The organism is Clostridium sp. CM038 (genome assembly GCF_055081105.1).
The window spans coordinates 3,508,557-3,535,084 of record NZ_CM143651.1 but is presented as its reverse complement, the minus strand read 5'-3'; the positions used below and the strand labels follow the sequence as shown (position 1 = coordinate 3,535,084).

General features: G+C 31.1%; 26 protein-coding genes. 21 read left to right on the top strand and 5 right to left on the bottom strand.

Annotation, left to right across the window (positions count from 1 at the left end; genetic code table 11):
* Positions 1-375: 375 nt before the first annotated feature.
* Entirely contained in the window at positions 376-2,355 is a 1,980-nt protein-coding gene (locus ACWJKS_RS16195) for a heparinase II/III domain-containing protein (protein ID WP_462959995.1), read from the top strand.
* 243 nt (positions 2,356-2,598) lie between these two features.
* Here the strand turns inward: ACWJKS_RS16195 and ACWJKS_RS16190 are convergent, their stop codons facing one another.
* The 4 genes from ACWJKS_RS16190 to ACWJKS_RS16175 form a co-directional block, all read right to left on the bottom strand.
* The gene (locus ACWJKS_RS16190) at positions 2,599-3,018 is read right to left on the bottom strand and encodes a hypothetical protein (RefSeq protein WP_462959994.1); all 420 of its coding nucleotides are present in this window, start codon (positions 3,016-3,018) and stop codon (positions 2,599-2,601) included.
* Positions 3,019-3,120: 102 nt separating this feature from the next.
* Positions 3,121-3,357 (bottom strand): DUF2922 domain-containing protein, encoded by a 237-nt coding sequence (locus ACWJKS_RS16185; protein WP_462959993.1) that lies wholly within the window; start codon positions 3,355-3,357, stop codon positions 3,121-3,123.
* A 60-nt stretch (positions 3,358-3,417) separates the two neighbouring features.
* On the bottom strand, positions 3,418-3,642 hold the full coding sequence (locus ACWJKS_RS16180) for a DUF1659 domain-containing protein (RefSeq protein WP_462959992.1): 225 nt from the start codon (positions 3,640-3,642) through the stop codon (positions 3,418-3,420).
* Positions 3,643-3,887: 245 nt separating this feature from the next.
* Positions 3,888-4,412 carry a hypothetical protein gene (locus ACWJKS_RS16175; protein ID WP_462959991.1) on the bottom strand — a complete coding sequence of 175 codons (525 nt, stop codon included), beginning with the start codon at positions 4,410-4,412 and terminating at the stop codon, positions 3,888-3,890.
* Between the two features lie 407 nt (positions 4,413-4,819).
* On the opposite strand from ACWJKS_RS16175, the gene ACWJKS_RS16170 reads away from it, so the two are divergent.
* The 4 genes from ACWJKS_RS16170 to ACWJKS_RS16155 all read left to right on the top strand — a co-directional run bounded on the left by ACWJKS_RS16170 (position 4,820) and on the right by ACWJKS_RS16155 (position 7,423).
* Positions 4,820-4,993, top strand: a complete 174-nt coding sequence (locus ACWJKS_RS16170; RefSeq protein ID WP_462959990.1) for a hypothetical protein — start codon at positions 4,820-4,822, stop codon at positions 4,991-4,993.
* Between the two features lie 182 nt (positions 4,994-5,175).
* On the top strand, positions 5,176-5,565 hold the full coding sequence (locus ACWJKS_RS16165; protein ID WP_462959989.1) for an RNA polymerase sigma factor: 390 nt from the start codon (positions 5,176-5,178) through the stop codon (positions 5,563-5,565).
* A 117-nt stretch (positions 5,566-5,682) separates the two neighbouring features.
* Entirely contained in the window at positions 5,683-6,834 is a 1,152-nt protein-coding gene (locus ACWJKS_RS16160; protein ID WP_462959988.1) for a DnaD domain-containing protein, read from the top strand.
* Between the two features lie 55 nt (positions 6,835-6,889).
* Positions 6,890-7,423: a sigma-70 family RNA polymerase sigma factor gene (locus tag ACWJKS_RS16155; protein ID WP_462959987.1), complete on the top strand. Its 534-nt coding sequence runs from the start codon at positions 6,890-6,892 to the stop codon at positions 7,421-7,423.
* A gap of 201 nt (positions 7,424-7,624) precedes the next feature.
* On the opposite strand, the gene ACWJKS_RS16150 is transcribed toward ACWJKS_RS16155, so the two are convergent.
* Positions 7,625-7,900: a hypothetical protein gene (locus ACWJKS_RS16150; protein ID WP_462959986.1), complete on the bottom strand. Its 276-nt coding sequence runs from the start codon at positions 7,898-7,900 to the stop codon at positions 7,625-7,627.
* Positions 7,901-8,329: 429 nt separating this feature from the next.
* Between ACWJKS_RS16150 and ACWJKS_RS16145 the strand changes: the two genes are divergently transcribed.
* The 16 genes from ACWJKS_RS16145 to ACWJKS_RS16070 all read left to right on the top strand — a co-directional run bounded on the left by ACWJKS_RS16145 (position 8,330) and on the right by ACWJKS_RS16070 (position 26,519).
* Positions 8,330-9,697, top strand: coding sequence for a hypothetical protein (locus tag ACWJKS_RS16145; RefSeq protein WP_462959985.1), 1,368 nt, complete (start codon positions 8,330-8,332; stop codon positions 9,695-9,697).
* A gap of 547 nt (positions 9,698-10,244) precedes the next feature.
* The gene (locus ACWJKS_RS16140) at positions 10,245-10,916 is read left to right on the top strand and encodes a sugar transferase (protein WP_216302569.1); all 672 of its coding nucleotides are present in this window, start codon (positions 10,245-10,247) and stop codon (positions 10,914-10,916) included.
* Positions 10,917-10,978: 62 nt separating this feature from the next.
* On the top strand, positions 10,979-12,031 hold the full coding sequence (gene rfbB / locus ACWJKS_RS16135; protein WP_220286192.1) for a dTDP-glucose 4,6-dehydratase: 1,053 nt from the start codon (positions 10,979-10,981) through the stop codon (positions 12,029-12,031).
* A 189-nt stretch (positions 12,032-12,220) separates the two neighbouring features.
* The gene (locus ACWJKS_RS16130; protein ID WP_462959984.1) at positions 12,221-13,192 is read left to right on the top strand and encodes a glycosyltransferase; all 972 of its coding nucleotides are present in this window, start codon (positions 12,221-12,223) and stop codon (positions 13,190-13,192) included.
* Between the two features lie 95 nt (positions 13,193-13,287).
* The gene (locus ACWJKS_RS16125) at positions 13,288-14,751 is read left to right on the top strand and encodes a lipopolysaccharide biosynthesis protein (RefSeq protein WP_462959983.1); all 1,464 of its coding nucleotides are present in this window, start codon (positions 13,288-13,290) and stop codon (positions 14,749-14,751) included.
* Positions 14,752-14,817: 66 nt separating this feature from the next.
* Positions 14,818-15,516, top strand: a complete 699-nt coding sequence (locus ACWJKS_RS16120; protein ID WP_462959982.1) for a WbqC family protein — start codon at positions 14,818-14,820, stop codon at positions 15,514-15,516.
* 12 nt (positions 15,517-15,528) lie between these two features.
* The gene (locus tag ACWJKS_RS16115) at positions 15,529-16,533 is read left to right on the top strand and encodes an NAD-dependent epimerase/dehydratase family protein (RefSeq protein ID WP_462959981.1); all 1,005 of its coding nucleotides are present in this window, start codon (positions 15,529-15,531) and stop codon (positions 16,531-16,533) included.
* A 37-nt stretch (positions 16,534-16,570) separates the two neighbouring features.
* The gene (locus tag ACWJKS_RS16110) at positions 16,571-17,668 is read left to right on the top strand and encodes a DegT/DnrJ/EryC1/StrS family aminotransferase (protein WP_462961087.1); all 1,098 of its coding nucleotides are present in this window, start codon (positions 16,571-16,573) and stop codon (positions 17,666-17,668) included.
* Between the two features lie 110 nt (positions 17,669-17,778).
* The gene (rfbD, locus tag ACWJKS_RS16105) at positions 17,779-18,612 is read left to right on the top strand and encodes a dTDP-4-dehydrorhamnose reductase (RefSeq protein ID WP_462959980.1); all 834 of its coding nucleotides are present in this window, start codon (positions 17,779-17,781) and stop codon (positions 18,610-18,612) included.
* 455 nt (positions 18,613-19,067) lie between these two features.
* Complete coding sequence (ltrA, locus tag ACWJKS_RS16100) at positions 19,068-20,477, top strand: group II intron reverse transcriptase/maturase (RefSeq protein ID WP_258280593.1); 1,410 nt, start codon at positions 19,068-19,070, stop codon at positions 20,475-20,477.
* A gap of 432 nt (positions 20,478-20,909) precedes the next feature.
* Positions 20,910-21,788, top strand: a complete 879-nt coding sequence (locus ACWJKS_RS16095; RefSeq protein WP_462959979.1) for a glycosyltransferase family 2 protein — start codon at positions 20,910-20,912, stop codon at positions 21,786-21,788.
* A 30-nt stretch (positions 21,789-21,818) separates the two neighbouring features.
* The gene (gene rfbA, locus ACWJKS_RS16090; RefSeq protein ID WP_462959978.1) at positions 21,819-22,724 is read left to right on the top strand and encodes a glucose-1-phosphate thymidylyltransferase RfbA; all 906 of its coding nucleotides are present in this window, start codon (positions 21,819-21,821) and stop codon (positions 22,722-22,724) included.
* Positions 22,725-22,754: 30 nt separating this feature from the next.
* Positions 22,755-23,330: a dTDP-4-dehydrorhamnose 3,5-epimerase gene (gene rfbC, locus ACWJKS_RS16085; protein WP_462959977.1), complete on the top strand. Its 576-nt coding sequence runs from the start codon at positions 22,755-22,757 to the stop codon at positions 23,328-23,330.
* 54 nt (positions 23,331-23,384) lie between these two features.
* Positions 23,385-24,386 (top strand): glycosyltransferase family 2 protein, encoded by a 1,002-nt coding sequence (locus ACWJKS_RS16080; protein ID WP_462959976.1) that lies wholly within the window; start codon positions 23,385-23,387, stop codon positions 24,384-24,386.
* 18 nt (positions 24,387-24,404) lie between these two features.
* On the top strand, positions 24,405-25,304 hold the full coding sequence (locus tag ACWJKS_RS16075) for a glycosyltransferase family 2 protein (RefSeq protein WP_462959975.1): 900 nt from the start codon (positions 24,405-24,407) through the stop codon (positions 25,302-25,304).
* A gap of 18 nt (positions 25,305-25,322) precedes the next feature.
* On the top strand, positions 25,323-26,519 hold the full coding sequence (locus ACWJKS_RS16070; RefSeq protein ID WP_462959974.1) for an O-antigen polymerase: 1,197 nt from the start codon (positions 25,323-25,325) through the stop codon (positions 26,517-26,519).
* Positions 26,520-26,528: the final 9 nt, after the last annotated feature.

The following is a 26,528-nucleotide window of genomic DNA, read 5'->3' as shown; positions in this document are numbered from 1 at the left end:
ATATAGGTAGAAAAATAAACAAATCCAATAGCTAAAAAATTGAGCTATTGGATTTTTAATATGCAACAAATACGACTTCTAAGTCTTATTTTAAGAATTGCTAATGAGCTAGATTACTAAAAATCAAGACTACTCGTAGTAAATAGTGGTCTAAGGGTTCAATAAGTTTTATATTATTAAATTTTACAAACATAACGAACGGGTATGTTAAAAAATGTATTTAAGCGTAAAGTAAAAGTATTGGACGGTAATAATAAAAATATATAATAACAAATTTATCAACATATTACTTACATTAAGGAGTATAAAAATAAAGGAAGTGAATATTTAGTGTAGTTATGTTCTCATTATATGATTTTACATTAAATGCAAAATATGAAAAACGCAATATTTAAAAAATCCATTTTATTACTAGTAGTATGCGTTGTTACAACTTTGACTTTTTTATTAATTAAAAGTATAAAAATATTTGATTTGAATGAAGATATTGAAAAAATTCAACCAATTGCATCAGATATTGTTGAACTTTTAGAAAAAAAGAACAAAAGCAAACAACATCCAAGGATATTAGCTTCAAGTGATGATTTCAAAAGAATTAAATCAGAGATAGCTAATAACGAAGAGGTCGAAGCAAGATTTAAAAGCTTAAAGAAAAGGGCAGATATTATGTTAAATCAGCCACCAGTAAAATATGAGCTGCCTGATGGAGTGAGACTTCTTCCTATAAGCAGTAAGGTATTGGATAGAGTTCGGACGTTGTCTTTTATGTACAAAATAACAGGTGAGAGCAAATATGCAGAGCGTGCGTGGATCGAACTTGAAACTGTTTCAGGTAAAAATTCTGATCAAAAGGATTATGCTTTTAATGATTGGCATCCAGTGCACTTTTTAGATACAGCTGAAATGACGTTTGCAACTGCCATAGGTTATGATTGGTTATATGATTATTTATCTGTAAAGCAAAAGGCAATTATTCGTGATGCGATAGTAAATAAAGGACTAAAGCCTGCACTTGATTTATACAGAAAAAAAGCTTGGTGGGTTGTTGGCAATAGTAATTGGAACGGTGTTTGTAATGGAGGGATAGGTATTGGTGCACTTGCGATAGCAGATGAAGGAGAAGAATACGAAAAGCTTTCAGGAGAGATATTAGAAGCAGGGGTTAAGTCATTCCCTAACATGTTAAAAAGTTATTACCCTGATGGAGGCTGGTATGAAGGGCCAGGTTATTGGGACTACGGAACTACTTATACAGCATATTTTATAGCAGCACTGGATTCAGCATTAGGAAATGATCTTGGTTTATCAAAGTATCCAGGGTTTTCTTCTACGGGAGATTTTCCGATGTATTTGGAAGGGGTAAAGGGTCAATTTAATTTTGCAGATGCTGGGCAGTCTAGGAATAAGTCTCCGGTAATGCTTTGGCTTGCTAATAAATTTAATAAGCCAGAATATTCTTGGTATTTTAATAAGGCAACGGCCTTAAAGGATAGCAGTGTTATGGGTTTTATTTGGGACAAAAATAATACAAAAATCAAAGGGCCTAAGATACAAGATAGATATTTTAAAAATGTTGAAGTAGTAGGTATGCATACTGCCTTAAGGAAACCTGATGACAGTTTTGTAGGGTTTAAGGCAGGGAAAAATGGCTTAAATCATGGCGATTTAGATATTGGGTCCTTTGTATATGATGCATTAGGTGTAAGATGGATAGATGATTTAGGAAGTGATAATTATAATCTTCCAGGATATTTTGAAATGGGGTATAAGGGTAGAAGATGGATGTATTACAGGAAGAGGGCGGAGAGTCACAACACATTAGTGATTAACCCTAACGGTAATCCGGATCAAAATGTAAAGGCAGATACAAAAATAATTTCCTTTAAAGAGAATAAGAAAAATACTTATGCTATTGCAAATTTAACTGATGCTTATAAAAACGATGCAGTTTCAATTAAAAGAGGAATAAAGATGTATAAGGATAATGGACAGATACTTATACAAGATGAAATTAGTACTATAACTAGCTCTGATATATGGTGGTTCGCAAATACACAAGCGGATGTTAAAGTTAGTAATGATAAAAGATCTTTAATACTATCTAAGAATGGAAAGAGATTATGGGTTGGTATATTATCTCCATCTAAATTGAAATTTAATGTAATGAATGCTAAGCCTCTTTCTTCTTCGCCACATCCTAAGGGTCAAGCTACAAATAAGGGGAAGAAATTAGCTATACATTTAAGTGCAGCTAATAAAACAACTATAAGTGTAATGATGTGTCCGTTAACAAACAATGAAAATGAACCTAAGGATTTTATAAAGGTTACAGCATTAGATGAGTGGATTAAGTAAATTAGCAAGGAGGAAACTTCTAGTTGCCTCCTAAGGGGTCTGGACAGTAGCCTAAAAAAGGGGATTATGCGGTTAGCTAGGCGAAGATGGAACATCTGATGTGAATTTATGGTCGAAGACGTTGGGTTAAAAGGTCAAGAGACTTAAAAAATAATATTAAGAAAAAAAGATTGGTGGCAGCCGTTAGATGATCCATAGGAGATAACTTGCGGTAATCTCCTATGGATAGTAAATACCTAAAAACTAATAATAGTTTAAATGTATAACATCCTCAAAGTTATTTCCATATAGAAAAACAAAAGTTTTAGGGACATATATGAACACTAATTTTCTATCATCTTTTATTTCGGGTGTAACAACTACGGACCACTTTGAAGCATCACCATGTTCTGAAACATTTGTATTAACTCCGCTATCAGCATAAGGTGTAAAATGGGTAGCACTTTTAGGAACCCAAAAGAATACACGGTAATGGGGCCAGTGATCCTTTCCTATAATATAATCATAATGTGGTGTTCCTCGTTTCTCATTTGACGTTTTATTATCTAGTGTTATATTTGTAGCAATAACATTTTGGATATTAGTTAGAGGTAGAAAACTATAAAATAACAATGTTATCAACGATAACATTACAATTAATAATGAAATTTTTTTATAAGCCAATAGTAACATCTCCATAATTTCTCATAATTTATCCTTAGTATTCTACAAAAGTCATTCTTATATTCAGAAAAAAAATATAGTGCCTTCACAGGCACTATATTTTTAGGCTACATCAATTGTACTAGTATCAGTAGTAATTACTTTAGCATCTTTCTTGCCAGTTAAGCTACCACTCGCTGATGCAAAAATGTTCTTTGCAATAACTAAATCCATAAGAGTGTTTACCTCAGCTTCTGTTATAGTTGGAACTCCCTCTTCATCAGCTTTAATATCATCTACGCTTAAAGTAAAATATTTACCTTCTATAGATGTTAAAAATCTCATAACTAATTTATGCATATGTCTTTTCCTCCTTTTAATTATTTAACTTAATTTAACTCTAAGTTCTAAACTGAAAACCTATTCTTGAACTAAGCTGAATTGATCTTGTCTGTCTAGTGTAAATAATGGATAAGTCTTAATGTTAGATATAGCTTTTCCTATTGCAAAAATGTCCTCATCAACTGCAGTAACTTTCAAATTACCTAGTGTCTTTGTTGCAAATTTGTCATTGCCGTCGATGCCCACCCCTACTTTCATAGTGAGTTTTAGTGCGCTTGCTACTTTTGTAGATACAACTGCCATGTTGACCACTCCTTTCATTTTGTTTTCATTGAATATATATGCTTATACTATATTTTGTGCGGAGTTATTAGATATAAAGTTTATGAGAAAATTGAAGAACCTGGAACTATAGAGGCTGGTGACATTATGATGGTGGATTAGCTGTTTGTCTGTAAGATTTTAACGACATTTCAGAAGGAAGGTCCTCTGATTGGGGGATAAAGGATTCTAAATATAAAAAAAGCTCTCCTAGTTGGAGAGCTTTTCTACATGATAAATTTATTTATAAAATCATCAACTACAGGAATAGTATCAAATTTATTAATATTTTTAATATTTATTTTAACTTTTTCATTGCTGAAAATTAAAGTTTTGTTTGTTTCAGAGTTTGTTTCTTCTTTAATTAAATAGCCTGTTATATAGTCGCTGTTTTTAAAATAGCTATGTAGGTATATGCTTTCTTCATATAAATCTATAATAATAATTCCATGATTAATCACATCAATGTGTTTTTTTACTTCTCCATCAATAATAGTATATTTTTGTAAAGGAGTTAAACTACCATCCGGGGTATAGCCCTTATATAAGAAATAACTATTTTTTACCTCACTGCTAAATCCATCAGAGATTATTAAGTTTAATCTACTGTCAAGTTTTTTCAAATAATTATTGCTAAGTAAATATGATTCAATGTTTTTGCAATTTTTAAGTTGTTTGTTAACTTTAGAAGTAAAAAGAAGTTTTTTAAAAAAATCAAATTTTGCATATTTATATACAGTTTGTTCACTCACATTAATTCGCCCCTATCATTCATATTATGCAAAAGTATAAATAAATTTTTACTTAAAATCGCATAAAATCCTATATATCTTTATATATCAACTTATTTCTCATATAAAGATATATTTTTCAGTATTATTTTATAATAATTATTATACAATTCACATAATTTTATGTCAATTAAATTTCAGACCTTGCAGGAGATAATTCAAATTCAAGCTCTTTCCTGTGGAATAAATACAAAATTAAGTAAAATGTTGCAAAAAATGCTTGACGAATACATGTTCGTAGTATAACATTGATATTAGGGTAACAACATGGGGGGGGATTAAAATGCAAGTGTTTAAGAAAGTAACGAATTTAATGATATGAAAAAAATGAGTATTAAAACTATCAATAATCACGAGGGGGATATATTATGACCGAGCAAGTTAGATGTCCGATTTGTAGGAGAAGATTATTTGATATAGAGGGAAATGCAACAGGAGTAATAGATATAAAGTGCATTCAGTGTAAACAAGTTGCACAGGTGAGATTAGACAAGCCAAATTACAATAACCTAAAAAAACTAGATTCATGTGTTCCGAGCTAAAAGGAGTCTAAAAGAACTACCTAAGAGCCGAACAATTGCTTTTAACAAAGCTTTTGTACGGCTCTTATTTTTTTATCCAAAGTGCCGGATGATTGCTAATAAAAGCAGTTATCCGGTTATTTTTTTTGCTCTTTTACGAGATTGTATCTGAATTTTAAAAAGATTAAAGGAGAGATGTAATAATGGTCATTAAGTATGAATTTGTAACAGGAGAAATAGCAGAGATTGAGTTATCAAAGGATATTGCTGAGATTGCAATAGAAATTGGAAGAGAAACTTATAACAATGAACGAAGAGAAACCCGTAGGCACAATTCATTAGAGAAGAAGAAGGAACAAGGGTTTCAATTTGAAGATAAGAGTGTAGCTGTTGATATCATTGTTGAAAAAAAAGAAACAAGTAAAGCATTACATAATGCTTTGGAAAAACTGTTACCACAGCAGAAGGTATTAGTACAAAAAGTGTTTTTGCAAGATATATCAATTACTCAAATCGCTTCTGCTGAAGGAGTGAATGAAGCATCTATAAGAACCCGTCTTAAAAAGATTTATAAAAAACTTAAAAATATTTAATATTAGGGGACTCGGATTTGCAATTCTCGTGGCTATTATATATAGGGCTTAATTAAAAGCCGTTAATAGTGCAGCTTCGCAGGTGATGATTTAATTAATATTAAGGAGGATTAACTAATGGCTAAATACAGACAGATTTATACAGAATTTTGGAGTGATAGCTTTGTGTTTGAACTTACACCAGAGGAAAAATACTTTTATTTATATCTTATCTCAAATACCAAAACAACGCAGTGCGGTATTTATGAAATATCAAAAAAATTTATAGCTACAGAAACTGGGTACAACAGAGATACTGTAGACAAGCTAATTAAAAGATTCTGTGAGTATAACAAAATCTTATACTGTGATGATACGAAAGAGATTATGGTGTTAAATTGGATGAAATACAACGTACCTAACAATATAAATGCTATTAAATGTGTTCATCACGAGTTATCCAGGGTTAAAAATAAAGAATTTCTTAAAATTTTATTTAAAAAATGCGATGTAGCTAAATTAGATGTAGCGAAAATTTTCGAGAACCTCATTATAGAGGAATCTTTTGATATTAATTTTACTGATGATAGAACCTGCGTAGATTGTTACTTAGAAAAAGTGGACAATGATCCTATAAACTTTACTTTAGAAAGCAGCTCTGATGTAATTCCCATGGAAAATATAGAAGACCAAGATAATAATGATTTTCTGAAAAAGGAAGAAATTCAGGAGCCTCGTGGATTCATAATTAACAAGACCATTAATAGGGGCTTACAAGGCCCTTATAAGGGGCTACCAAGTAATAGAATAAGAAGTAATAAAGAAGAATTAATAAATAAAGAACAAGAATTAAGGAATAAAGAAGAAGAAGTATTAACTAAGAAAGAAGTAATAGTCGTAAAATATAGAAACAATTCTGCTGCTGATGGTGAGGGCTTAAAAAGTGTACTTAAGGTATTTGAAGAGAATGTACATGCTATCACACCTTTGGTGTATGAAAAAATATTAGATTTTGCAAAGCAGGTAAGTAGCAAGGTTATCATTATGGCTATTGATGAGGCTGTAGAATATAATGCTAAAACTATAAAGTACATCACTAAAGTACTCAATAGCTGGATAAGTAAAGGCATAAAAACTGCTGAGCAGGTAAAATTCTATCAAAAACAGTGGGCTAGTAAAAAGAGTGGCAGCTCAAGCCCTAATGTGAAAAATGGTGGCTTCTGCGACTATGATCAAAGAACATATGATTTCGATCTTCTAGAAAAACAACTATTAGGACAAGCATATTGATTAGTTATCTTTTAATATTCTCTATAAAAAAAATTTAAAAGGCGGTGTTTTTATTATGGAAAAACTAGTTGAAAAGGCTAAAAATAAAGAGAGTGGAGCTACAGAAGCGATAATAGAAAAATTCAAATATCTCATATTCAAGGAAGCTTCAAGGTATCACATTCCAGGTTATGAACTAGAAGATTTAGTGCAGCATGGTTACCTTTCTGTTATAAAAGCCATAGACATGTATAAGCTAGGTAGCAACAGCTTTAACGGCTACTGCATAAATTCTATAAGAATGAACTTCAAAGCCCTTCTAAAAGGGCAGATAAAGCATTTTAGAGAAGTTCCAAACAATGAAATGCTAGATTTTGATACTGCAGGACATTATGAATTTACATTAGAGGATGAAGTAATCGCCTATGATGAAGTGAGAAAATTATATGCAGCTCTCGAAACGCTTGAGCAACTAGAGCGAAAAATGCTAGAGAGATATTATATTTTGGGAGATTCAATAGGAGAAATAGCCTGTGATAGTGATAAGAGCTACCATCAATTTGCAAGAATTAAGAAAAAAGCATTACAAAAACTCAAAGCACTTATGTAGCTCTAGAGGAGATGATTTAACTGGCAAGAAAGATGCTAAGATAGTTACTACTGATACTAGGATAGTTTAAGTAGCCTAGAAAAATAGACTTAGTGGGTAAATACTTATCTGCTGGATCTATTTTTCTAAGCAAACAAAGAGAATGGATGAAATGTTGATGAAGAAATTAAAAATATTACTTGTAAAATTGAAAAATTTAGGTTAAGCTGGGGACCTTAAAATTTCTCTAACTTCTCTAGTTACTAAATCAATCCATATACTATATTTTGCATCCCCTCTAGTAGGGTGATACGATACCCAATTTTTTGATATCATTCTATCCTTTTGCCTGTGATATGCAAACAAACTTTTAGCATGGGAAGGCTTCTTCCATTGCGATGTAATATCATCAAACCCATTTATTACACAATATTCGCTAAGTAATTTTCCGCCCTGTTTTATAGAATTTTTTTTTGAAAATAGCCCATTAAATAACATTTTATTATCCCCCCATTTGTACTCCATTTGAAATATGATAAAACAAACCAATTTAGAGTGGGTGGGTTACACGTTCTAGGAGCCCAAATACAGAACGTACTCCATCGTTTACCCTAAATAATTATAATGTACATATTCTATAGAGATGGTATCAATACCTCCTAATATAAAAAAATAGCGGGCTTTATTTTCCGATAGATTTCGACAGAAATTAAAAAACCTACTTAAACCAAATAGGTAAGGTAGGTTGTCCAACATGATGAGGAACAAATGAAAAACAGATTAGGTAATAGAAGTGATAACACTGGAGTGTTTGTCGATATTTGCAATGCGAAAATTAAAGGATTACGACAAGTACTAGGGAAATAGATTAAATTGATATATTAATAAGGGGTAATTTTATATAACAAATTTAGGGGGACATGATTAGTGAAGCGGAGAACTAGAACTGAAATGAGAAAAAAAAGGAAAATGAGAACGAGAATAGTAGTAATAACGGCATTAACAGCGGTGGTAGGGTTAAGTACTAGTGCGTGGGCAATTGCAAGTAAAGCGAAAGAGCCAGTTAAAAGCGAGGTTCCTCTTTCAAGCCAAAAGAAAGTAAGAGAAATAACGCTTACGGCATCAGTTGCTAATCCAACGAGTACAAAGGCAACAATTAGTAAGAAACAGTTGATATCTAAAGAGAAAATCGATGAGCTAGTAATTGAAAAGGCTAAAAATGACAAATTAGCCAAGGAAGCAGAGGCGCAAGCGAAGGTGCTAGCAAAGCAAGCAGAGGAGCAAGAAGAGGTTGCTAGACTGGAAAAAATAGCAGTAGATAAAGCGGAAAAAGGAGAAGCAGATAAAGAAAAAGCTAGCAAATTGGCGCAAGTATCTGCAAATAAAGCTAAACAAGAAGAAATTGATAGGATAGCCGCTGAGAGATCAGATGCGCCTAAACAGGCTAGAATAGCAGAAAATTACAAAATAGCGAAAGCATCATTTGACAAAGCAGAAGAAGTAAAGGCTGCTAATTTAGCTAAAACAGAGTTGGACAGGCTTGCTAAGGTAGAGGCAGATAGAATAGCTAAAGCAGAAAGCGATGGGATAGCTAAAGTGGAAACAGATAAGATAGCCAAAGTAGAGACAGCTAGAATACCTAAAGAAGCAGAAGGTAATATAACTAAAGGGGATAGTACAACTAAAGGAGATAGTACAACTAAAGAAAAAGCGGATAAGATTGCTAAAATAGAGGCGGATAGAATAGCTAAAATAGAAACAGCAAGACTTGCTAAAATAAAAGCAGACAGGTTGGCTAAAGAAGAAGCGGCAAGACTTGCTAAAATAGAAGTGGATAGAATTGCGGCAGCGGAAGGTTCAAATCAAACAGCGCTTGAAGCTAGGATTGCAAACTATTTAAACTCTTCAACTAATGTTACTAATGTACTAAACAGGGCTGTGGCATTACATGGTGGAAGTACTTCGAATAATTGCGTTTATTTCTCAAGCGAAGTAATGAGAAGAATGGGAGTACCTATTCCATTAGATACATGTAACACAAGACAGTATTTAAGTTACCTAAATGCACGTGGATGGGAGTCTAATTGGAATATTAAAAAGCTTACACCAGGAAGTATTTGTTTTACAACTAATGATGGCGGAGGATATCCAACACATACATTTGTATTTATGGGATGGGCTAATAGTAATTATACTTTGGCATATGTTGCAGACAACCAAGGTAGCGAGGCTCATGTACGAGATATGCGTGCAACTTATTCAACAGATAAGTTTGCCTACTTTATGCATAATTAGTCAATGAAATAAATGGACAAATAAAAGAGGAAAGAATAATTAAAATTATTCTTTCCTCTTTTATTTGATTTTAAAGCTGAAAATTATAAATACATATATCTTTAAGTAACAAGTTGAATATAATATAAAGAGGATAGTTCAACTTAGCGATAAAAAATGATGTAAATACCATTAAATTTGTTATATAATAAAAAAAGGAAACATTTTGTAAATATTATGATATACTAAATTGTAAATAAAAATAAATTAAAATGTATTAAATTGTATTAAAATGTATATTTAATAAATTATTTAATAGCATAAAATAACTTAAAAAAGCAAGTATACTCCAATACATATAAGTAATAAAATTAAAAAAAATGTCATATTTGGTCGATAGATGTACTGAACTATAAAATTCAAAATTTGACGTAAAATCTTCGAAATTATATAATAAATCTGTGTAACTTTGTAGAAATTAGTAAAATAGAAATTTTAGATATTGTTATAAATGTGGGGCGAAGTAGAGCGCAGGAGTCTGTATAATATAGTAATAGGGGGGATACAAATGGAAGAATTAGAAACGGATATGAGGGAGACACAGGTAAAGATTACTAGTGAGTATGAAAAAAATGCAGGATATTTTATAATCAAAAGAATAACTGATGTTATAGGTGCTTTATGTGGGATTTTATTACTTAGTCCAGTGATGGTTGTTGTTGCTATTTGGATTAAGATAGATTCAAAGGGGCCTGTTTTTTTTGGACACAAAAGATTGGGGATGAATGGCGAATTTATAAAAGTTTATAAATTTAGAACCATGCTGCCCAACGCTGAAGAATTACTAAAGAAATTGACACCGAAACAAGAAATAGAATTTGAGAAAAGTTTTAAACTTGAAAATGACCCAAGAATAACTAAATTTGGACAATTTTTAAGGAAATCAAGTTTAGATGAATTACCTCAATTATTAAATATTTTAAAAGGCAATATGTCTATCGTTGGACCTAGACCTATAATAGAAAGAGAAATTGAGAACTATGGAATATATGGGGACAAGCTATTAAGTGTAAAGCCCGGTCTTACAGGTAATTGGCAAGCAAGTGGTAGAAGTGATACGACATATGATGAAAGAGTACAACTCGATATGAATTATATAGATTATAGGAGCGTTTGGGTGGATTTGAAAATCATTTTTAAGACTTTTGGAGCTGTGGTTAATAAACAGGGAGCAAGGTAAAACGGTAATAATAGAACCAATTAGAGAATTAAAAATAAAGTTTAGTAAGGAGAATAAATAATATGAAAACTTATTTAGTAACAGGCGGAGCTGGGTTTATAGGTGCAAATTTTGTTCATTACATGTTAAACAAATATTCAGATGTAAAAGTTATAAATTTAGATAAATTAACTTATGCAGGGAATTTAGAAAATTTAAAAGATGTAGAAAATAATACTAACTATATTTTTGTTCAAGGAGATATATGTGACAAAGAATTAGTAGAAAAATTATTTGCAGAAAATGATATTGATTATGTTGTAAATTTTGCGGCAGAATCACATGTAGATAGAAGTATAAAAGAGCCAGAAATATTTGTTAAGACAAATGTTTTAGGTACAGTAAATCTTTTAAATATAACTAAGAATGCATGGGAAATACCAGGCGGATTTAAAGAAGGCAAGAAGTTTATGCAAGTATCTACGGATGAAGTATATGGATCCCTCGGCGCAACAGGATTTTTCCTTGAAACAACACCACTAGACCCACATAGTCCATATTCAGCAAGTAAAACAGGTTCAGATTTAATGGTAAAAGCTTACTTTGATACGTATAAAATGCCTGTAAATACAACTAGATGTTCAAATAATTATGGACCATATCAATTCCCAGAAAAACTAATACCATTACTAATAAACAATTGCTTAAGTCATAAAGATTTGCCAGTATACGGTGATGGAATGAATATAAGAGATTGGCTTTATGTTGAAGACCATTGCAAAGCAATAGATATGGTTATAAATGGTGGCAGGGTAGGCGAAGTTTATAATGTAGGTGGACATAACGAGCGAACTAATATGCAAATAGTTAAAACTGTTATAAGTTATTTAAATGAAAATGTAGATAGTGAAATAACAGATAAACTAATAAGTTATGTTGAAGATAGAAAAGGCCATGACAAAAGGTATGGCATAGATCCAACTAAGATAAAGGACGAGCTCGGTTGGTATCCTGAAACTACATTTGAAGTAGGAATAAAGAAGACAATAAAATGGAATTTAGACAATAAACAGTGGATGGATAATATTACAACAGGTGAGTACCAAAATTATTATAACAATATGTATGAAAAATAATTAATATAAATAATACGCTTAGGGATTAAGCTCTGATAGTTTTATACCTTATACAGAAGATATATAAAGGAGAATGGATTATGAAGATACTAATTGCAGGAGCTAATAGAGAGACAGATAGACTTACTGCTATTACTACAAATTTATTATCAAAACTTATAATTAGATTATACAAGGAGGTGTTAATAATTGATTAAATTGGTTATACATATGTTGGCATATAATCATGAAAAGTACATTCAAGAAGCAATTGACAGTATACTAATGCAGGAAGTGAACTTTGATTATAAAATAATTATTGGGGAAGATTGTTCTACTGATAATACCAGGGAAATTTTAAAAGACTATAAGCAGAGATATCCAGATAAAATTAAATTAATCCTGCATGAAAAGAATGTTGGAGCATCATTAAACTGTATAGAAGTATCTAAAAATAGTAATAGTGAATATATCGCATATTTAGAAGGCGATGATTTTTGGACAGACAAAACGAAATTACAAAAGTCTATAGATTTTTTAGACAATAACAGTGATTATATCGCAACAGCCCATGATGTATCTATAATAGATGAAAATCGTAAATTATTAAGCGATACACCGTTTGGTAGCTATAAAGGTGATTTGAAAACACCTTTAGACCAATTTAAATATAATAATCTTCCTACTCTTAGTTTGGTTTTTAAAAATATATGGGGAGAGGATTATTCCGTGGTACGTAATAAACTTCTCAAGGATGTAGAAATTGTTGGCGATTATCCATTTAAGCTTTTGCTATTGACGAAAGGTAAAATTAAATATTTTAGTGAAAATATGGGGACTTACAGATGGGTAAGAGATTCGGGTTCATCATTTTCAGCTCAAACTAAAAACAATCCGAATTTATTTAGAATTGATATGGTGAATTCATTAGCTAACTTATCAAATATGGATACAAATTATAATAAACTTTTTAACACAGAATTAAAAAAAATAGAATGTGAAATAATATTGAATTATATTTGTACGTTTAATATACCTAAACTCAAAGACTTTATGAAAAAATACATTTCGAAAAATAGTATTATATGTAAAGTTAAAATGTTTGTATGGATTATAATAATATTCTTTTATAAACTACTAAAGAAAATTTTAAAATCATCCGGTTTATATAAAAAGAAATAATAGCAAATGGAAACTGGTAGTAGTCTAAGGTAGATGTTATTTCACGACACATATTAGTAACTATTCAATTTCAAAAATAGTTTAGGAGAAAACAAATGCAAGAACAAAGTACATTAAAGAAAAAAACAATATCAGGTCTATTCTGGAGCTTTTCAGATTTAATTGCAAATCAGGGAATACAATTTGTAATTTTAGTAATACTTGCAAGACTTTTAGTGCCAGAAGATTTTGGGATCATAGGAATGATAACAGTTTTTATTGCAGTATCTCAATCATTTATAGATAGTGGGTTTACTAATGCTTTAATTAGGGAGAAAGAGCCAAGCCAGGAGGATTATTCAACAGTTTTTTATTTTAATCTTGCTATGGCAGTTGTAATGTATATAGTACTATTTTTCTCCGCAGGTGGCATTAGCAGATTTTTTAAAGAACCCCAACTTATAGCTATATTAAGAGTGCTTGCAATAGTCCTTATTATTAATTCCTTTGGATTAATTCAAAGAACTATGTTAACAAAGAGTATAAATTTTAAAACCCAAACCAAAATAAGCTTAATCTCATCTGTTTTATCAGGTATTATTGCGATTGTTTTCGCTTATATGGGGTTTGGAGTATGGAGTCTTGTAATTAAAACTTTATCTATGCAACTTATTCAATCTTTTTTATTGTGTATTTATAATAGCTGGATGCCATCATTAGTTTTTAGCGTAGAATCTTTTAAAAGGCTATTTGGATTTGGATGGAAGCTATTGGCATCTGGATTGATTGATACATTATATAATAATTTATATTTTTTAATAATAGGAAAATCATTTTCAGCAGTAGAGCTTGGTTATTATACGAATGCTCAAAAATTACGAGATACTGCATCTCAATCGATAACATCCTCAGTACAAAAAGTGAGCTATCCTGTTCTTAGCAGTATAAAAGAAAATGAGGACAAACTAAGAGATGCTTATAAGAAGATTATAAAGACATCAGTTTTTATAACTTTTCCTTTAATGATAGGATTAGCAGCAGTTGCTAGTCCCCTTATAAGATTAATATTTGGACAAAAATGGGTGAATTCTATTGTTTATTTTCAAATATTATGTTTTGCAGGAATGTTATTTCCACTTCATGCAATTAATTTGAATATCCTTCAAGTAAAAGGAAGATCTGATTTGTTTTTAAGATTAGAGATCATTAAAAAAGCAATAGGACTAATATTAATAGTAATAGTATTATTTTTTAAATTTGGTATTAATGGATTACTTTGGGCAGCGGTTATAAGTTCATATATTGGTTATTTTATCAATTCATATTATTCAGCTGAATTGCTTTCTTATTCAACTATAGAACAAATCAAGGATATAATGCCTACATTTGTTGCATCAGTGATAATGGCAATAGTTGTTTATTTCAGTGGCGCAGTGCTTCCTAATAATAATTTAGTTAAAATTATAGCTCAATTCATAATAGGGGTAGTGGCATATGTAGGCTTAAGTAAAATTGAAAGAATAGAAGAATTAAACACAGTGTATGAGTTGTTAAATTCTATTTTAAAAAAAGGTAAATAAAAAGAGCAAACATTAATTAAATGAGGATAACAAGGATGTTTTCAAAAGTATGAAAGGAGCAACAAAATGAAGGTAGGTATAATGCAACCATACTTTTTACCATACATAGGGTATTGGCAATTAATGAACTCAGTAGATAAATACGTCATATATGATGATGTTAACTTTATAAAAGGTGGATGGATAAACAGAAACAAAATTTTGATGAATGGTGAGGGTAAAATGATAAACCTTCAGATGAATGGCGCAAGCCCCAATAAGCTCATTAATGAAGTTGAGGTATTAGGAAACCCAATTCAAAACAAAAAGCTGCTTAAAACTATTGAAAGTTGTTATAAAAAAGCACCATATTATTCAGATGCCTTTTCGGTTATTGAGAATATTATTAATCAAGACGAGAGTAATTTAGCAAAGTATTTAGAATTTTCTATAAGACGAATTTGTGAATATTTATCTATAGATACTGAGATTATTGTTTCATCAACAATAAATAAAAATAATGATTTAAAAGGTCAGGACAAAGTTATAGAAATATGCAAGGTGATTGGTGCAGATGAGTATTACAATGCGGTAGGAGGACAAGATCTATATTCTTATGATGACTTTGCAGATAGAGAGATAAAACTTAGTTTTCTGAAGACCGGAACGGTTGAATATCAGCAGTTTAATAATGAATTTGTGTCAAACTTATCAATAATAGATGTTATGATGTTTAATTCAAGATATCAGATTAAAGGTATGCTTGAAACATACGAATTAATATAAAATAAAAAGGAGGTGTGGAAGCTGAAAAAAAAAGTAATTATTTTTGGCGCAACAGGTAACACTGGAGCATATTTAATAGAATATTGTATTGAAAACCTAAATTCCCAAGAATTTGAGATAATAGCTGTTGGCCGTAAACAAACAAAATTTTTTCAAAAGAGGGGAATAGAGTATTACAGTGTTGATATCACAGACTCTAGTCAGTTTAACAAGTTACCACAGAATGGTATTCATGCTGTCATCAATCTTGCTGCAGCTCTACCAGCATATATGGAAGGCTATAAGCCAGAACAGTATATGGAAACTAATATAGTTGGAGCTTTTAACGTATTAGAGTACTGCAGAAGGACTCAAGCTGATAGGATTTTATATCCACAGTCGGAAGGTGATCTTTCTGGTTATTGGGGGAAGGAAATTTTAATTAAACCGGATTTCCCGAGAAGTTTTAGTTACAAAGGCGATCATGCATTATATGTTATATCAAAAAATACCGCCGTAGATATGATAGAACATTATCATCAGACGTATAACATTAAGAGCTTCATATTCAGGTGCCCGACTATCTATGCATATACACCTAATCAATATTTCTATGTTGATGGTGAAAAAAGAGTGCTTGCTTATCGCCATTTGATGAATCAAGCAATGGCAGGTAAACAAATTGAAATGTGGGGAGATCCGACTAAAGCAAAAGATGTAGTTTATGTTAGAGATTTTTGCCAAATGCTGTGTAAAGCGATTACGGTTGATAGAGAATGTGGGTTTTATAATGTAGGTACTGGTAGGGCTGTAACTTTAAAAGAACAAATTGAAGGCGTAATTGAAGTATTTTCACCTAAGGGTAGTAAGTCCGTAATTATTCCTTGCCCAGATAAACCTAATAGTAGAGAATTTATTATGGACATAACAAATGCCAGAGAAGAGTTAGGATATATACCGCAGTATTACTATTTAGATTATCTAAAGGATTTTAAAAAGGAAATGGAACTAAATAGATTCGAGGAACTTAGGGGTTAAAAATTAACAGATTTATAAATAATATAAAGAGGTGAGTATATTGAAATCAATTCAAGTAACTCGATCCTCAATGCCAGAATTTGAGGAGTATACAGAAGAAATTAAAGACTTATGGGACAGCCACTGGCTGACTAATATGGGTACAAAACATAAACAATTAGAAGCAAAATTACTGCATTATTTAAATACTCCAAATATTACTCTTTTCACTAATGGACATCTTGCATTGGAGTGTGCAATAGCAGCATTCAATCTTAAAGGAGAAGTTATAACAACGCCTTTCACATTTGCATCTACAACTCATGCAATAGTAAGGAATGGTTTAAAGCCAGTATTTTGTGATGTGAATCCTGACGATTACACTATAGATGTGGACAAGTTGGAGAGTTTGATAACGGATAAGACATCCGCTATTATCCCAGTGCATGTTTATGGAAATATTTGTAATGTCAAGGAGATTGAAAGGATAGCAAATAAGCATAACCTAAAAGTTATTTACGATGCTGCTCACGCCTTTGGTGTAACGGCAGAGGGTGTAAGTGTCGCTAACTTTGGTGATGCTTCAATGTTTAGTTTTCACGCTACAAAGGTATTCAATACTATTGAGGGTGGAGCAATAACCTTTAAGAATGATAAGTTAACTAGAATATTAAATGACTTGAAAAATTTCGGTATTACTGGACCAGAGTCTGTTGAGTATGTAGGTGGAAATGCTAAAATGAATGAATTCCAAGCCTCAATGGGTATTTGCAACCTTCGTCATGTTGATGGCGAGATAAAAAATCGAAAAGCTGTGGTAGAAAGATATATTGAAAGATTAGGGAGTATTGATGGAATTAAGGTATGTAAACCTCAAATAGGGGTGAAGAGCAACTATGCTTACTTCCCTGTAGTATTTGATGAGTATAAGCTAAGTCGTGATGAAGTGATTGAGAAGCTGAAAGCAGAGAATATCTTTGCTCGTAAATATTTCTATCCCCTAACGAATAGTTTTGAATGCTACAAAGGTAGATTTGATGTTGAAAAGACACCAGTTGCAAACTACATAGCAGATAGGGTGCTTACATTGCCACTTTATGCTGATTTAAGTTTAGATGATGTCGATAGGATTTGTGACATTATTCTTAATAGATAATTTGATTTTATGTTATAAACGCAGTTAAAATGATACTCTTAGGGATTGAACTCTGAGAGTTTTGTTTTAATTACATTCCATAAAGTAAGAGATATAAAGGAGAATGAATTATGAAGATATTAATTACAGGAGCTAATGGTCAGCTCGGTCGCGAACTCGCTAACCAATATAAAGGGAAAAAAGGCATTGATTTAATACTTACGGATGTATCAGATTTAGATATAGCAAACGTAGATCAAGTATATAGTGTTGTAAATAAAAATAAACCAGATGTGATTATTAACTGTGCTGCACTTACGGCTGTTGATAAATGTGAGACTGAAATAGATATGGCATATAGGATAAATACAATAGGACCTAAAAACTTAGCAGCGGCTGCAAATGAAATTGGAGCCGAAATTGTTCAAGTATCAACAGACTATGTTTTTGCTGGCGATGTAAATCAATCACTAACAGAATTTGATCCCGTAAATCCACAAACTATCTATGGAAGGACAAAGCTTGAGGGAGAAATATTAGTTAAGAATCACAATCCTAAGCATTATATAATTAGAACTGCATGGCTTTACGGAGATGGAAATAATTTTGTAAAGACTATGATAAATTTAAGCAAAACTAATAAGACATTAAAAGTAGTTAATGACCAAAGAGGAACTCCCACAAGTACGGTTGATTTAGCTAGAGTTATAATAAAACTCGTAGAAGATAAGAATTATGGACTTTTTCATGGCACATGTAAAGGTGAATGTACCTGGTATGAATTCACTAAAGAAATATTTAGACTTAAAGGAATTGATACAGAAGTTTTGCCTTGCACAACTGATGAATTTCCAAGACCAGCAAAAAGGCCTGAATATTCAGTGCTTAGAAATTATATGTTGGAATTAACTACTGGGGATATAACTAGGACTTGGCAGGAAGCGATTAGTGAGTATTTAAAATAATTAAAAGCAGGAGTAGATAATACACCTGCTTTTTCGTTGTGCGCCCGGCATGGGCGCAATCTAATGGGTGAAAGTCCCTAGCACGGGTTAATAGTGCCAAGTGCATAGCTTAAGACAAGGGTGTCCATCGTGAGATGGAATCTGAAGGAAGTTGGCGGCCAAACTCCGGTCTGACGAACAGAAACTACATATAAGGCATATGCTTGTGGGTAAGTTTGCAATACAAAACGAAGCCCAAAACTATTCGAAACAAGTGGTGTAAATGTAGCAGATAGATGGAGTGAAAGATTGCGTTCTTACCCGGGGAGATCTGATAGGTAAGTTGTGGATATGAATTTAGAAATAACAACCCATACAGTGATGTATGGCTGAACTATCAGAAGTCAGCAGACGTCATAGTACCATGCAAAACGCGTTAGCGTGGGAAGGACTGAACAATAGGAGGTTTTGGAATTTTGAAGGATACGAGAAAATATGATAAAAGCAGACAACTTCATAAAGAAGGCTCTCTACGAGAGAATAGAGTGGAACTCGAAGGTAATGTAGAAGTGCATAGTATTTCCTCTATGTCAGAAGAAGGAAGAAACGATGTGAATGAATATGATAATGGTTTACTCGAGCAGATATTATCGAGAGATAATATGAATAAAGCATATAAAAGAGTAAAAGCCAATAAAGGAAGTCATGGGATTGATGGTTTGACAGTAGATGAACTTCTACATTATCTAAAAGAGCATGGACAAGAATTAAGGCAATCATTATTAGAAAGTAGATATAGACCTCTAGCCGTAAGAAGGGTAGAAATACCAAAACCTGACGGTGGAATTAGGCTACTTGGAATACCTACTGTATTAGATAGAGTTATTCAGCAAGCGATATCACAAACTCTAATACCAGTATATGAAAAGAAATTTTCTGATAATAGTTACGGTTTTAGACCTTTAAGAAGTGGAAAACAAGCTGTTGAAAAATGTAGGGGATATATTAATGCTGGACATACATGGACGGTGAATATAGACCTTTCTAAATACTTTGATACGATAAATCATGATAAATTAATAAGGATACTATCGGAAGATATTAAAGATAGTAGAGTAATTTCTCTGATACGAAAGTATCTACAAAGTGGAGTGATGATAAATGGGGTATTTATGAATACAGAAGAAGGAGCACCTCAAGGCGGGCCTTTGTCCCCATTATTAAGTAACGTAATGTTACATGAACTCGATGTAGAACTAACAAAACGAGGACTAAACTTTTGTAGATATGCTGATGATGCGAATATATACGTCAAAAGTGAGAAATCAGCAAATAGAGTAATGAAGAGTATTACGAGATTTATTGAGGAAAAGTTAAAGCTTAGAGTGAATAAAGAAAAGAGTACAGTAGATAGACCTTGGAAACTTAAATTTTTAGGATTTTCATTTTACCGAGCAAAAGGTGAATACAGAATGAGAGTTCCTCAAAAACCTATAATCAAATTCAAAGCAAAGCTAAAAGAATTAACTTCAAGAAGTAATGCGATGAGCATGAAATATAGGTTTATGAAACTTAAGCAAGTGATAGTTGGATGGATAAATTATTTTGCTATTGCAGACATTAAAAGTATTCTTAAAACACTTGATGAATGGTTAAGGCGAAGAATTAGAATGTGTTTTTGGAAACAATGGAAAAAGATTAAAACAAAATATGGGAACCTTGTTAAATTAGGAATACCAAACAATAAAGCTTTGCAATATGCAAATACAAGGAAAGGCTATTGGAGAACATCCAATAGCCCTATATTAAACAAAACATTGACCAATAAATACCTTAAAAATATAGGATTAGTTTCTATATCTGAGACATATTTATTAAAACATTAATTTCTATTGAACCGCCGTGTACCGAACGGTATGCACGGTGGTGTGAGAGGTCGCTAAATAAATTAATTATTTAGCTCCTACTCGATTTATAGTATATATTGGGGTATAAATGGCTTGGGAAAAGAGCATGAAAAATTTGGAAATAATAAAAAAAAATATTAACTTTTCATAAATATTATGGTATACTCGAATACGGAGTGGAAAAAATATAAATTGTATTAAACTACATTATATTGTATTAAAATGCATTTAATGACATGGAATAAATTAATTTAAATAGTAACATATTGCTCCATTTAGATGTGGATACGTAGATAAAAGAAGTTTTTGGATGGATATAAGAATTATCTTAAAAACAGTTTTTGTAGTATTAAGAAGAAGGGGCATTATAAAATGCCATTGTTTCATTAAAAAGTAAATGAGGGACAGCGTATGGATTTGTCAATAGTTATAGTAAGTTATAATACGGTAGATTTATTAAGGGATTGTTTAAGTTCCGTAATTCAGAATACTGAAAACATAGAATATGAGATATGGGTAGTAGACAACCAATCAAAAGATGGCAGCGCGGACATGGTGGAAAGCGAATTTCCACAAGTAAAGATTATAAGAAACAGCATTAATGGTGGCTTTTCACAGGCTAATAATTTAGCCATAAGACAATGCAGGTCGAGCAAGTATGTTCTAATTTTAAATCCTGATACTATTGTACCAAAAGGTACATTAGTGGAATGCGTTGATTTTATGGAAAAGGATAAAGAGATTGGATGCCTTGGATGTAAAGTGGTAAAAGTTAATGGCACTTTAGATAAGGCATGCAAAAGAGGATTCCCGTCTCCATGGAACTCTTTATGCTATCTTATGAAGCTAGACAAGCTACTTCCAAATAATAAAAAATTTGGAGGATATAATGCTACATTTATACATGAGGATGAAGAAAGCGAAATTGATTCTTTAGTTGGAGCGTTTATGATGCTACGCAAGGAAGCCATTGAGCAGGTTGGGCTTCTTGATGAAACCTTTTTTATGTATGGAGAGGACATTGATTGGTGTTATAGAATAAAACAAGCAGGGTGGAAAAACTATTATCATCCTAAGGTAAGAATAGTTCATTATAAAGGTGAAAGCAGTAAGAAGCAAAGCACAAGAATGATAGGCGAATTTCACAAATCAATGTTTATATTCTATAATAAACATTATAAAAATAAATACAATACAATTGTAAATTTACTAACATATTTGGGTATCTACTCAAAATGGGGATTAAGTTTAACAATGAATGCTACTAAAAAGGAAAAAAAGGTTTTCTAGGATTATAATTAAAAATTAGGAGGAACAAAGATGAAAGGAATAATATTAGCTGGAGGTTCTGGAACTAGGCTTTACCCTATAACTAAAGCTGTGTCTAAACAGATATTACCTATATATGACAAACCAATGATATATTACCCATTATCAGTGTTAATGCTAACAGGAATTAAGGATATATTAATTATATCAACACCAAGAGATACAAGTACTTTTGAAATTTTACTTGGGGATGGAAGTCAATTAGGACTTAATATACAATATGCAGTGCAAGAAGAACCAAAAGGACTTGCTGATGCATTTATAATTGGAGAAGAATTTATAGGTGATGATAGAGTTGCATTAGTACTTGGCGATAATATTTTTCATGGATATGGATTTAGTGAAAGATTAGAAAAAGCTGCATCAAGAGAAGTAGGTGCAACTATATTCGGATACCATGTTAGTAACCCAATAGAATTTGGTGTAGTAGAATTCGATGAAGATAACAATGTAGTATCTATAGAAGAGAAACCTAAAAATCCAAAATCAAATTATGCAGTTCCAGGACTGTATTTTTATGATAATGACGTAGTGGAAATAGCGAAAAATGTTAAACCATCTGCTAGAGGTGAAATAGAAATTACTGCGGTAAATAATGAATATCTAAGACGTGGCAAACTAAAGGTTGAGCTATTTGGACGTGGAATGGCATGGCTTGATACTGGAACTCATAGAGGGTTACTTGAAGCTTCTAATTTTGTTGAGGCTATTCAAACAAGGCAAGGGCTGTATGTTGCTTGTTTAGAAGAAATTGCTTATAGAAAAGGATTTATAGATAGGCAACAATTGATAAAGCTCGCAGAACCGTTATTCAAAGTGGAATATGGTAGATATTTATTAAATATAGCTGATGAATATAAGGACGTGTATAAAGAAGCAGCAGCTTCAATAGAATAAAAGATTAATAAGAAAGTATAGGTGATATTTATGGGACAATTTACATTTACTAAAACAGGAATAGAAGGTTTATATGTTATACAGCCAAAGGTGTTCGGTGATAACAGAGGATACTTTATGGAAACTTACAATTATGAGGAGTTTAAAGCAGCAGGACTTGACATGGTGTTTGTACAAGACAATCAATCTATGTCTACAAAAGGAGTGCTCAGAGGGTTACACTTCCAAACTAAGCATACTCAAGGAAAACTTGTTAGAGTAATAAAAGGTGAAGTTTTTGATGTAGCTGTGGATTTAAGGAAAGGATCAGAGACTTTTGGTAAATGGTATGGCGTATTATTAACTGAAGAAAATAAAAAACAATTTTATGTGCCAGAAGGTTTTGCACATGGATTTTTAGTTACATCTGATGAAGCAGAATTTGTATATAAATGTACTGATTTTTATCATCCGGAATTTGATTGTGGCATGTTATGGAACGATCCAGATATTAATATAGAATGGCCATTAGATGGAATAGATGAAGTACTTTTATCAGAAAAAGACAAGGTTCAAAAACAATTAAGAGATTTAGATATACAATTCGTTTATAAAATTAAAGAATAGCTTGATACTAAATTTATTAGATATTAGATTACGTTGAGGAAGAGGATTAGTTGTATGAAGGATACCGTAAGTGTAGTTGTGATAAACTGGAACAATAAATCATACATAAAAAGATGTATAGATTCAATAATTCGGCAAACATTCAAAAATATTGAGTTGATTTTTATAGATAATAATTCAAGTGATGATTCATATGAATATTTTTGCAAAGAATACCCAAATGAAAATTTTATTAAGGTTAATAATGATAAGAATTTGGGATATTCGGGAGCCGCAAATCAAGGGATTAATATGGCACATGGAGAATATGTTATGATAATTAATCCTGATATTGTGATGGAATCAGATTTCGTTGAGAAGCTTTATATATTCACAGTAAGAGATGAAGAAATTGCTGCAGTGTCAGGAAAGTTATTAAAGTATGATTTTAAGAATGATAAAAAATTGAATTACATAGATAGCGCTGGGATAGAAATGTTTCGTAGTAGGAGATGCATTGATAGAGGGCAAAATCAAGAGGATATTGGTCAATATGACACCACAGAACAGATTTTTGGAGTTTGTGGTGCAGCTCCCTTTTATAGGAAATCAGCTTTAGAAAAAGTTAGGATAGAAAATGAATATTTTGATGAAGACTTTTTTGCATATAAAGAAGATATAGATTTATCATGGAGATTTAACTTAGCGGGACTCAAGTGTATGTATTATCCAAAAGCAATAGCATACCATGGAAGAGGTTTCGGAAAAGGTGAAAATGGAATTAAAAATTATATTAATGCTAGAAAAAAACAATCTAAATTTATTAGAGGATTATCTTTCAGAAATCAATATCTAATGATTTTAAAAAACGAAACAAAACAAACATTTAAAAGAGATAAGTGGCAAATAATCAAGAATTTTATAAAATTTTTAATGTTCTCTTTAATATTTGAACCTTTCAATTTGAAATCAATTAAAGAGATATTGAGTATGAAAAATAAGATGAAGTTAAAGCATAAGGCTTTTGAAGATAAAGTTACTATGCAATGTGATTTTATCGATTTAATAAAAAGTTGACGATAGGATATGGTATATATGAGAACTAATACAAATGTATGTGCAGTAGTTATAACTTATAACATTGGCAAGGATATATATAAATGCGTAGATGCTATAAAAGGACAGGTTGATAAAGTAGTAATAATTGATAATGGATCTAGTAGAGATACTATAAATGAATTGGCTAAATTAGATGAAAATGATTATATTAAAATCATTTATAATAACGAAAACTACGGTATTGCAAAAGCTCTGAATTATGGAGTTAAATTTGCATTATCAGAAGGGTATGAGTGGATTTTCACTTTAGATCACGATAGTGTGGCTACTGAAAATATGATTGAAAATATGATTTGTGTATATGAAAACTTATCAGAAAATGAAAGAGATAAGGTGGCTATAATTGCTCCAACTTATGTTGATAAGAGTGAAACTGAAACTGTAAATTTCAAGTGCGAAAAGTATAGTTTTGATATAGATAACTTAAAAAATGTTATTGTTGAAATGACTTCAGGAAATTTGGTTAAAGCTTCAATATTTAATAAAATAGGTTTTTTTAATGAAAAATTATTTATAGATTTTGTAGATCATGAATTTTGTCTAAGGATTAAGAGAAAAAATTATAATATATTAAAGGTATCTAATATCATTTTATTACATAGCTTAGGCGATTCTGTTAATAAGAGTTTTCTTGGCAAAAAAATAATTGTTACAAATCATTCTGTTATACGAAGATATTATATAACACGTAATAGATTTTATTGTTGGAAAGAATTTAAAAGTGATTTTCCAACGTGGGTAAGAGAGGACAAACTTCGTTTTATTAATGAGATAATAAAAATACAATTGCATGAGAAAAATAAATTATCAAAATATAAGATGATTATAAGAGGAGTATTAGATAGTAAAAGATTTATTTTCGGCAAATACAAATAATTCTAAGAGGGTGAGAAAGTGGCGAATCCGTTTTTAATATACATTATAAGCTTTTTAACAGTAATATTATTTTATGCATTTGGCTGGTCAGATGTATATCCAGGATTAACCTGGACGACAATAATGTTTTTTATACTAACCTTTGTAATATGTGGGTTTGCTTGGGCGTATACGAGGAAAAAAAAGATTATCAATTATGTAGATGCAGAATATAGCAATAATCTAATATATGTAACAATATTAATTATACTAGGTAATATTGCAGAATTTATATACTTTGGATCCATACCTATATTTTCTAAAAAGATAAATTATCTAGAATTTAGAGGGATACCTACCTTTCATGTTATTTTATATACGTTTACTATTTTTTTTGCTGTATATTTATATCATGTTTATATTTCTACAAGAAATAAAATTGTAATTTTACTTTATTTTATATGCCTTATACCCTCTGTATTGCTTATATCTAGGGGAATGTTCATGAATATTTTTTTAGGGTGTTTTTTTGTAACGCTTCTAAAAGTTGATTTGAATTTGAATTTTTATAAAAAAAATATAACCAAATTTATTATTTTATTTTTGGCGATGTTTTATTTTTTTGGTGTTTTTGGAAATTATAGAAACAATACGTTAAATAAAAGTGAAGAAAAATTTAGTAGTAATTACATATTAGAAGTAGGGGAAGCTTCTCAACGCTTTAAAAAATCAATTATACCGAAACCTTTTTTTTGGGCATACATATATATATCTTCCCCTCTGGCGAATCTTCAATTAAATATAGATAAGACCAGTCCTCAAATAAATACTAATAACTTGATGAAATTTGTTGGTAACGAGATAGTTCCAGACTTTTTATCTAAAAGATTTTTTTCTAAGACTGATGTAAGGGAAGAAAACACAGTTCTACTAATAAAACCTGAGCTTACGGTAGGAAGTTTTTATTTGGGCGCATTTCATTATTTAGGATGGGCGGGAGTTACAATTTTATTCTTGTATTTGATAGGTATATGTTATTTTTATATTACATTGTTATCTAAGTCAAATATATTTGCAATTACAGGAGTAGCAATGTTGTGTAACATAGTGGCTTTAAGTACATTTTCTAATATATTAAGTTTTTCAGGTATGAGCTTTCAATTATGTTATCCATTAATATTTGAAGGAATCCTTGTATTTAAAAGGAAGTATAAAAGGAAATATAAGAGAACATAGAACAGTAAA

What these genes read in the sequence shown, in the direction of transcription:
- ACWJKS_RS16120 (WP_462959982.1), top strand. Translation starts at nt 14,818, where the DNA reads ATGAAGGTAGGTATAATGCAACCATACTTTTTACCATACATAGGGTAT.
- ACWJKS_RS16170 (WP_462959990.1), top strand. Translation starts at nt 4,820, where the DNA reads ATGACCGAGCAAGTTAGATGTCCGATTTGTAGGAGAAGATTATTTGAT.
- ACWJKS_RS16150 (WP_462959986.1), bottom strand. Translation starts at nt 7,900, where the DNA reads ATGTTATTTAATGGGCTATTTTCAAAAAAAAATTCTATAAAACAGGGC.
- ACWJKS_RS16160 (WP_462959988.1), top strand. Translation starts at nt 5,683, where the DNA reads ATGGCTAAATACAGACAGATTTATACAGAATTTTGGAGTGATAGCTTT.
- ACWJKS_RS16155 (WP_462959987.1), top strand. Translation starts at nt 6,890, where the DNA reads ATGGAAAAACTAGTTGAAAAGGCTAAAAATAAAGAGAGTGGAGCTACA.
- ACWJKS_RS16075 (WP_462959975.1), top strand. Translation starts at nt 24,405, where the DNA reads ATGAGAACTAATACAAATGTATGTGCAGTAGTTATAACTTATAACATT.
- ACWJKS_RS16080 (WP_462959976.1), top strand. Translation starts at nt 23,385, where the DNA reads ATGAAGGATACCGTAAGTGTAGTTGTGATAAACTGGAACAATAAATCA.
- rfbD (WP_462959980.1), top strand. Translation starts at nt 17,779, where the DNA reads ATGAAGATATTAATTACAGGAGCTAATGGTCAGCTCGGTCGCGAACTC.
- ACWJKS_RS16185 (WP_462959993.1), bottom strand. Translation starts at nt 3,357, where the DNA reads ATGCATAAATTAGTTATGAGATTTTTAACATCTATAGAAGGTAAATAT.
- ACWJKS_RS16165 (WP_462959989.1), top strand. Translation starts at nt 5,176, where the DNA reads ATGGTCATTAAGTATGAATTTGTAACAGGAGAAATAGCAGAGATTGAG.
- rfbC (WP_462959977.1), top strand. Translation starts at nt 22,755, where the DNA reads ATGGGACAATTTACATTTACTAAAACAGGAATAGAAGGTTTATATGTT.
- rfbB (WP_220286192.1), top strand. Translation starts at nt 10,979, where the DNA reads ATGAAAACTTATTTAGTAACAGGCGGAGCTGGGTTTATAGGTGCAAAT.
- ACWJKS_RS16140 (WP_216302569.1), top strand. Translation starts at nt 10,245, where the DNA reads ATGGAAGAATTAGAAACGGATATGAGGGAGACACAGGTAAAGATTACT.
- ACWJKS_RS16195 (WP_462959995.1), top strand. Translation starts at nt 376, where the DNA reads ATGAAAAACGCAATATTTAAAAAATCCATTTTATTACTAGTAGTATGC.
- rfbA (WP_462959978.1), top strand. Translation starts at nt 21,819, where the DNA reads ATGAAAGGAATAATATTAGCTGGAGGTTCTGGAACTAGGCTTTACCCT.
- ACWJKS_RS16180 (WP_462959992.1), bottom strand. Translation starts at nt 3,642, where the DNA reads ATGGCAGTTGTATCTACAAAAGTAGCAAGCGCACTAAAACTCACTATG.
- ACWJKS_RS16125 (WP_462959983.1), top strand. Translation starts at nt 13,288, where the DNA reads ATGCAAGAACAAAGTACATTAAAGAAAAAAACAATATCAGGTCTATTC.
- ACWJKS_RS16095 (WP_462959979.1), top strand. Translation starts at nt 20,910, where the DNA reads ATGGATTTGTCAATAGTTATAGTAAGTTATAATACGGTAGATTTATTA.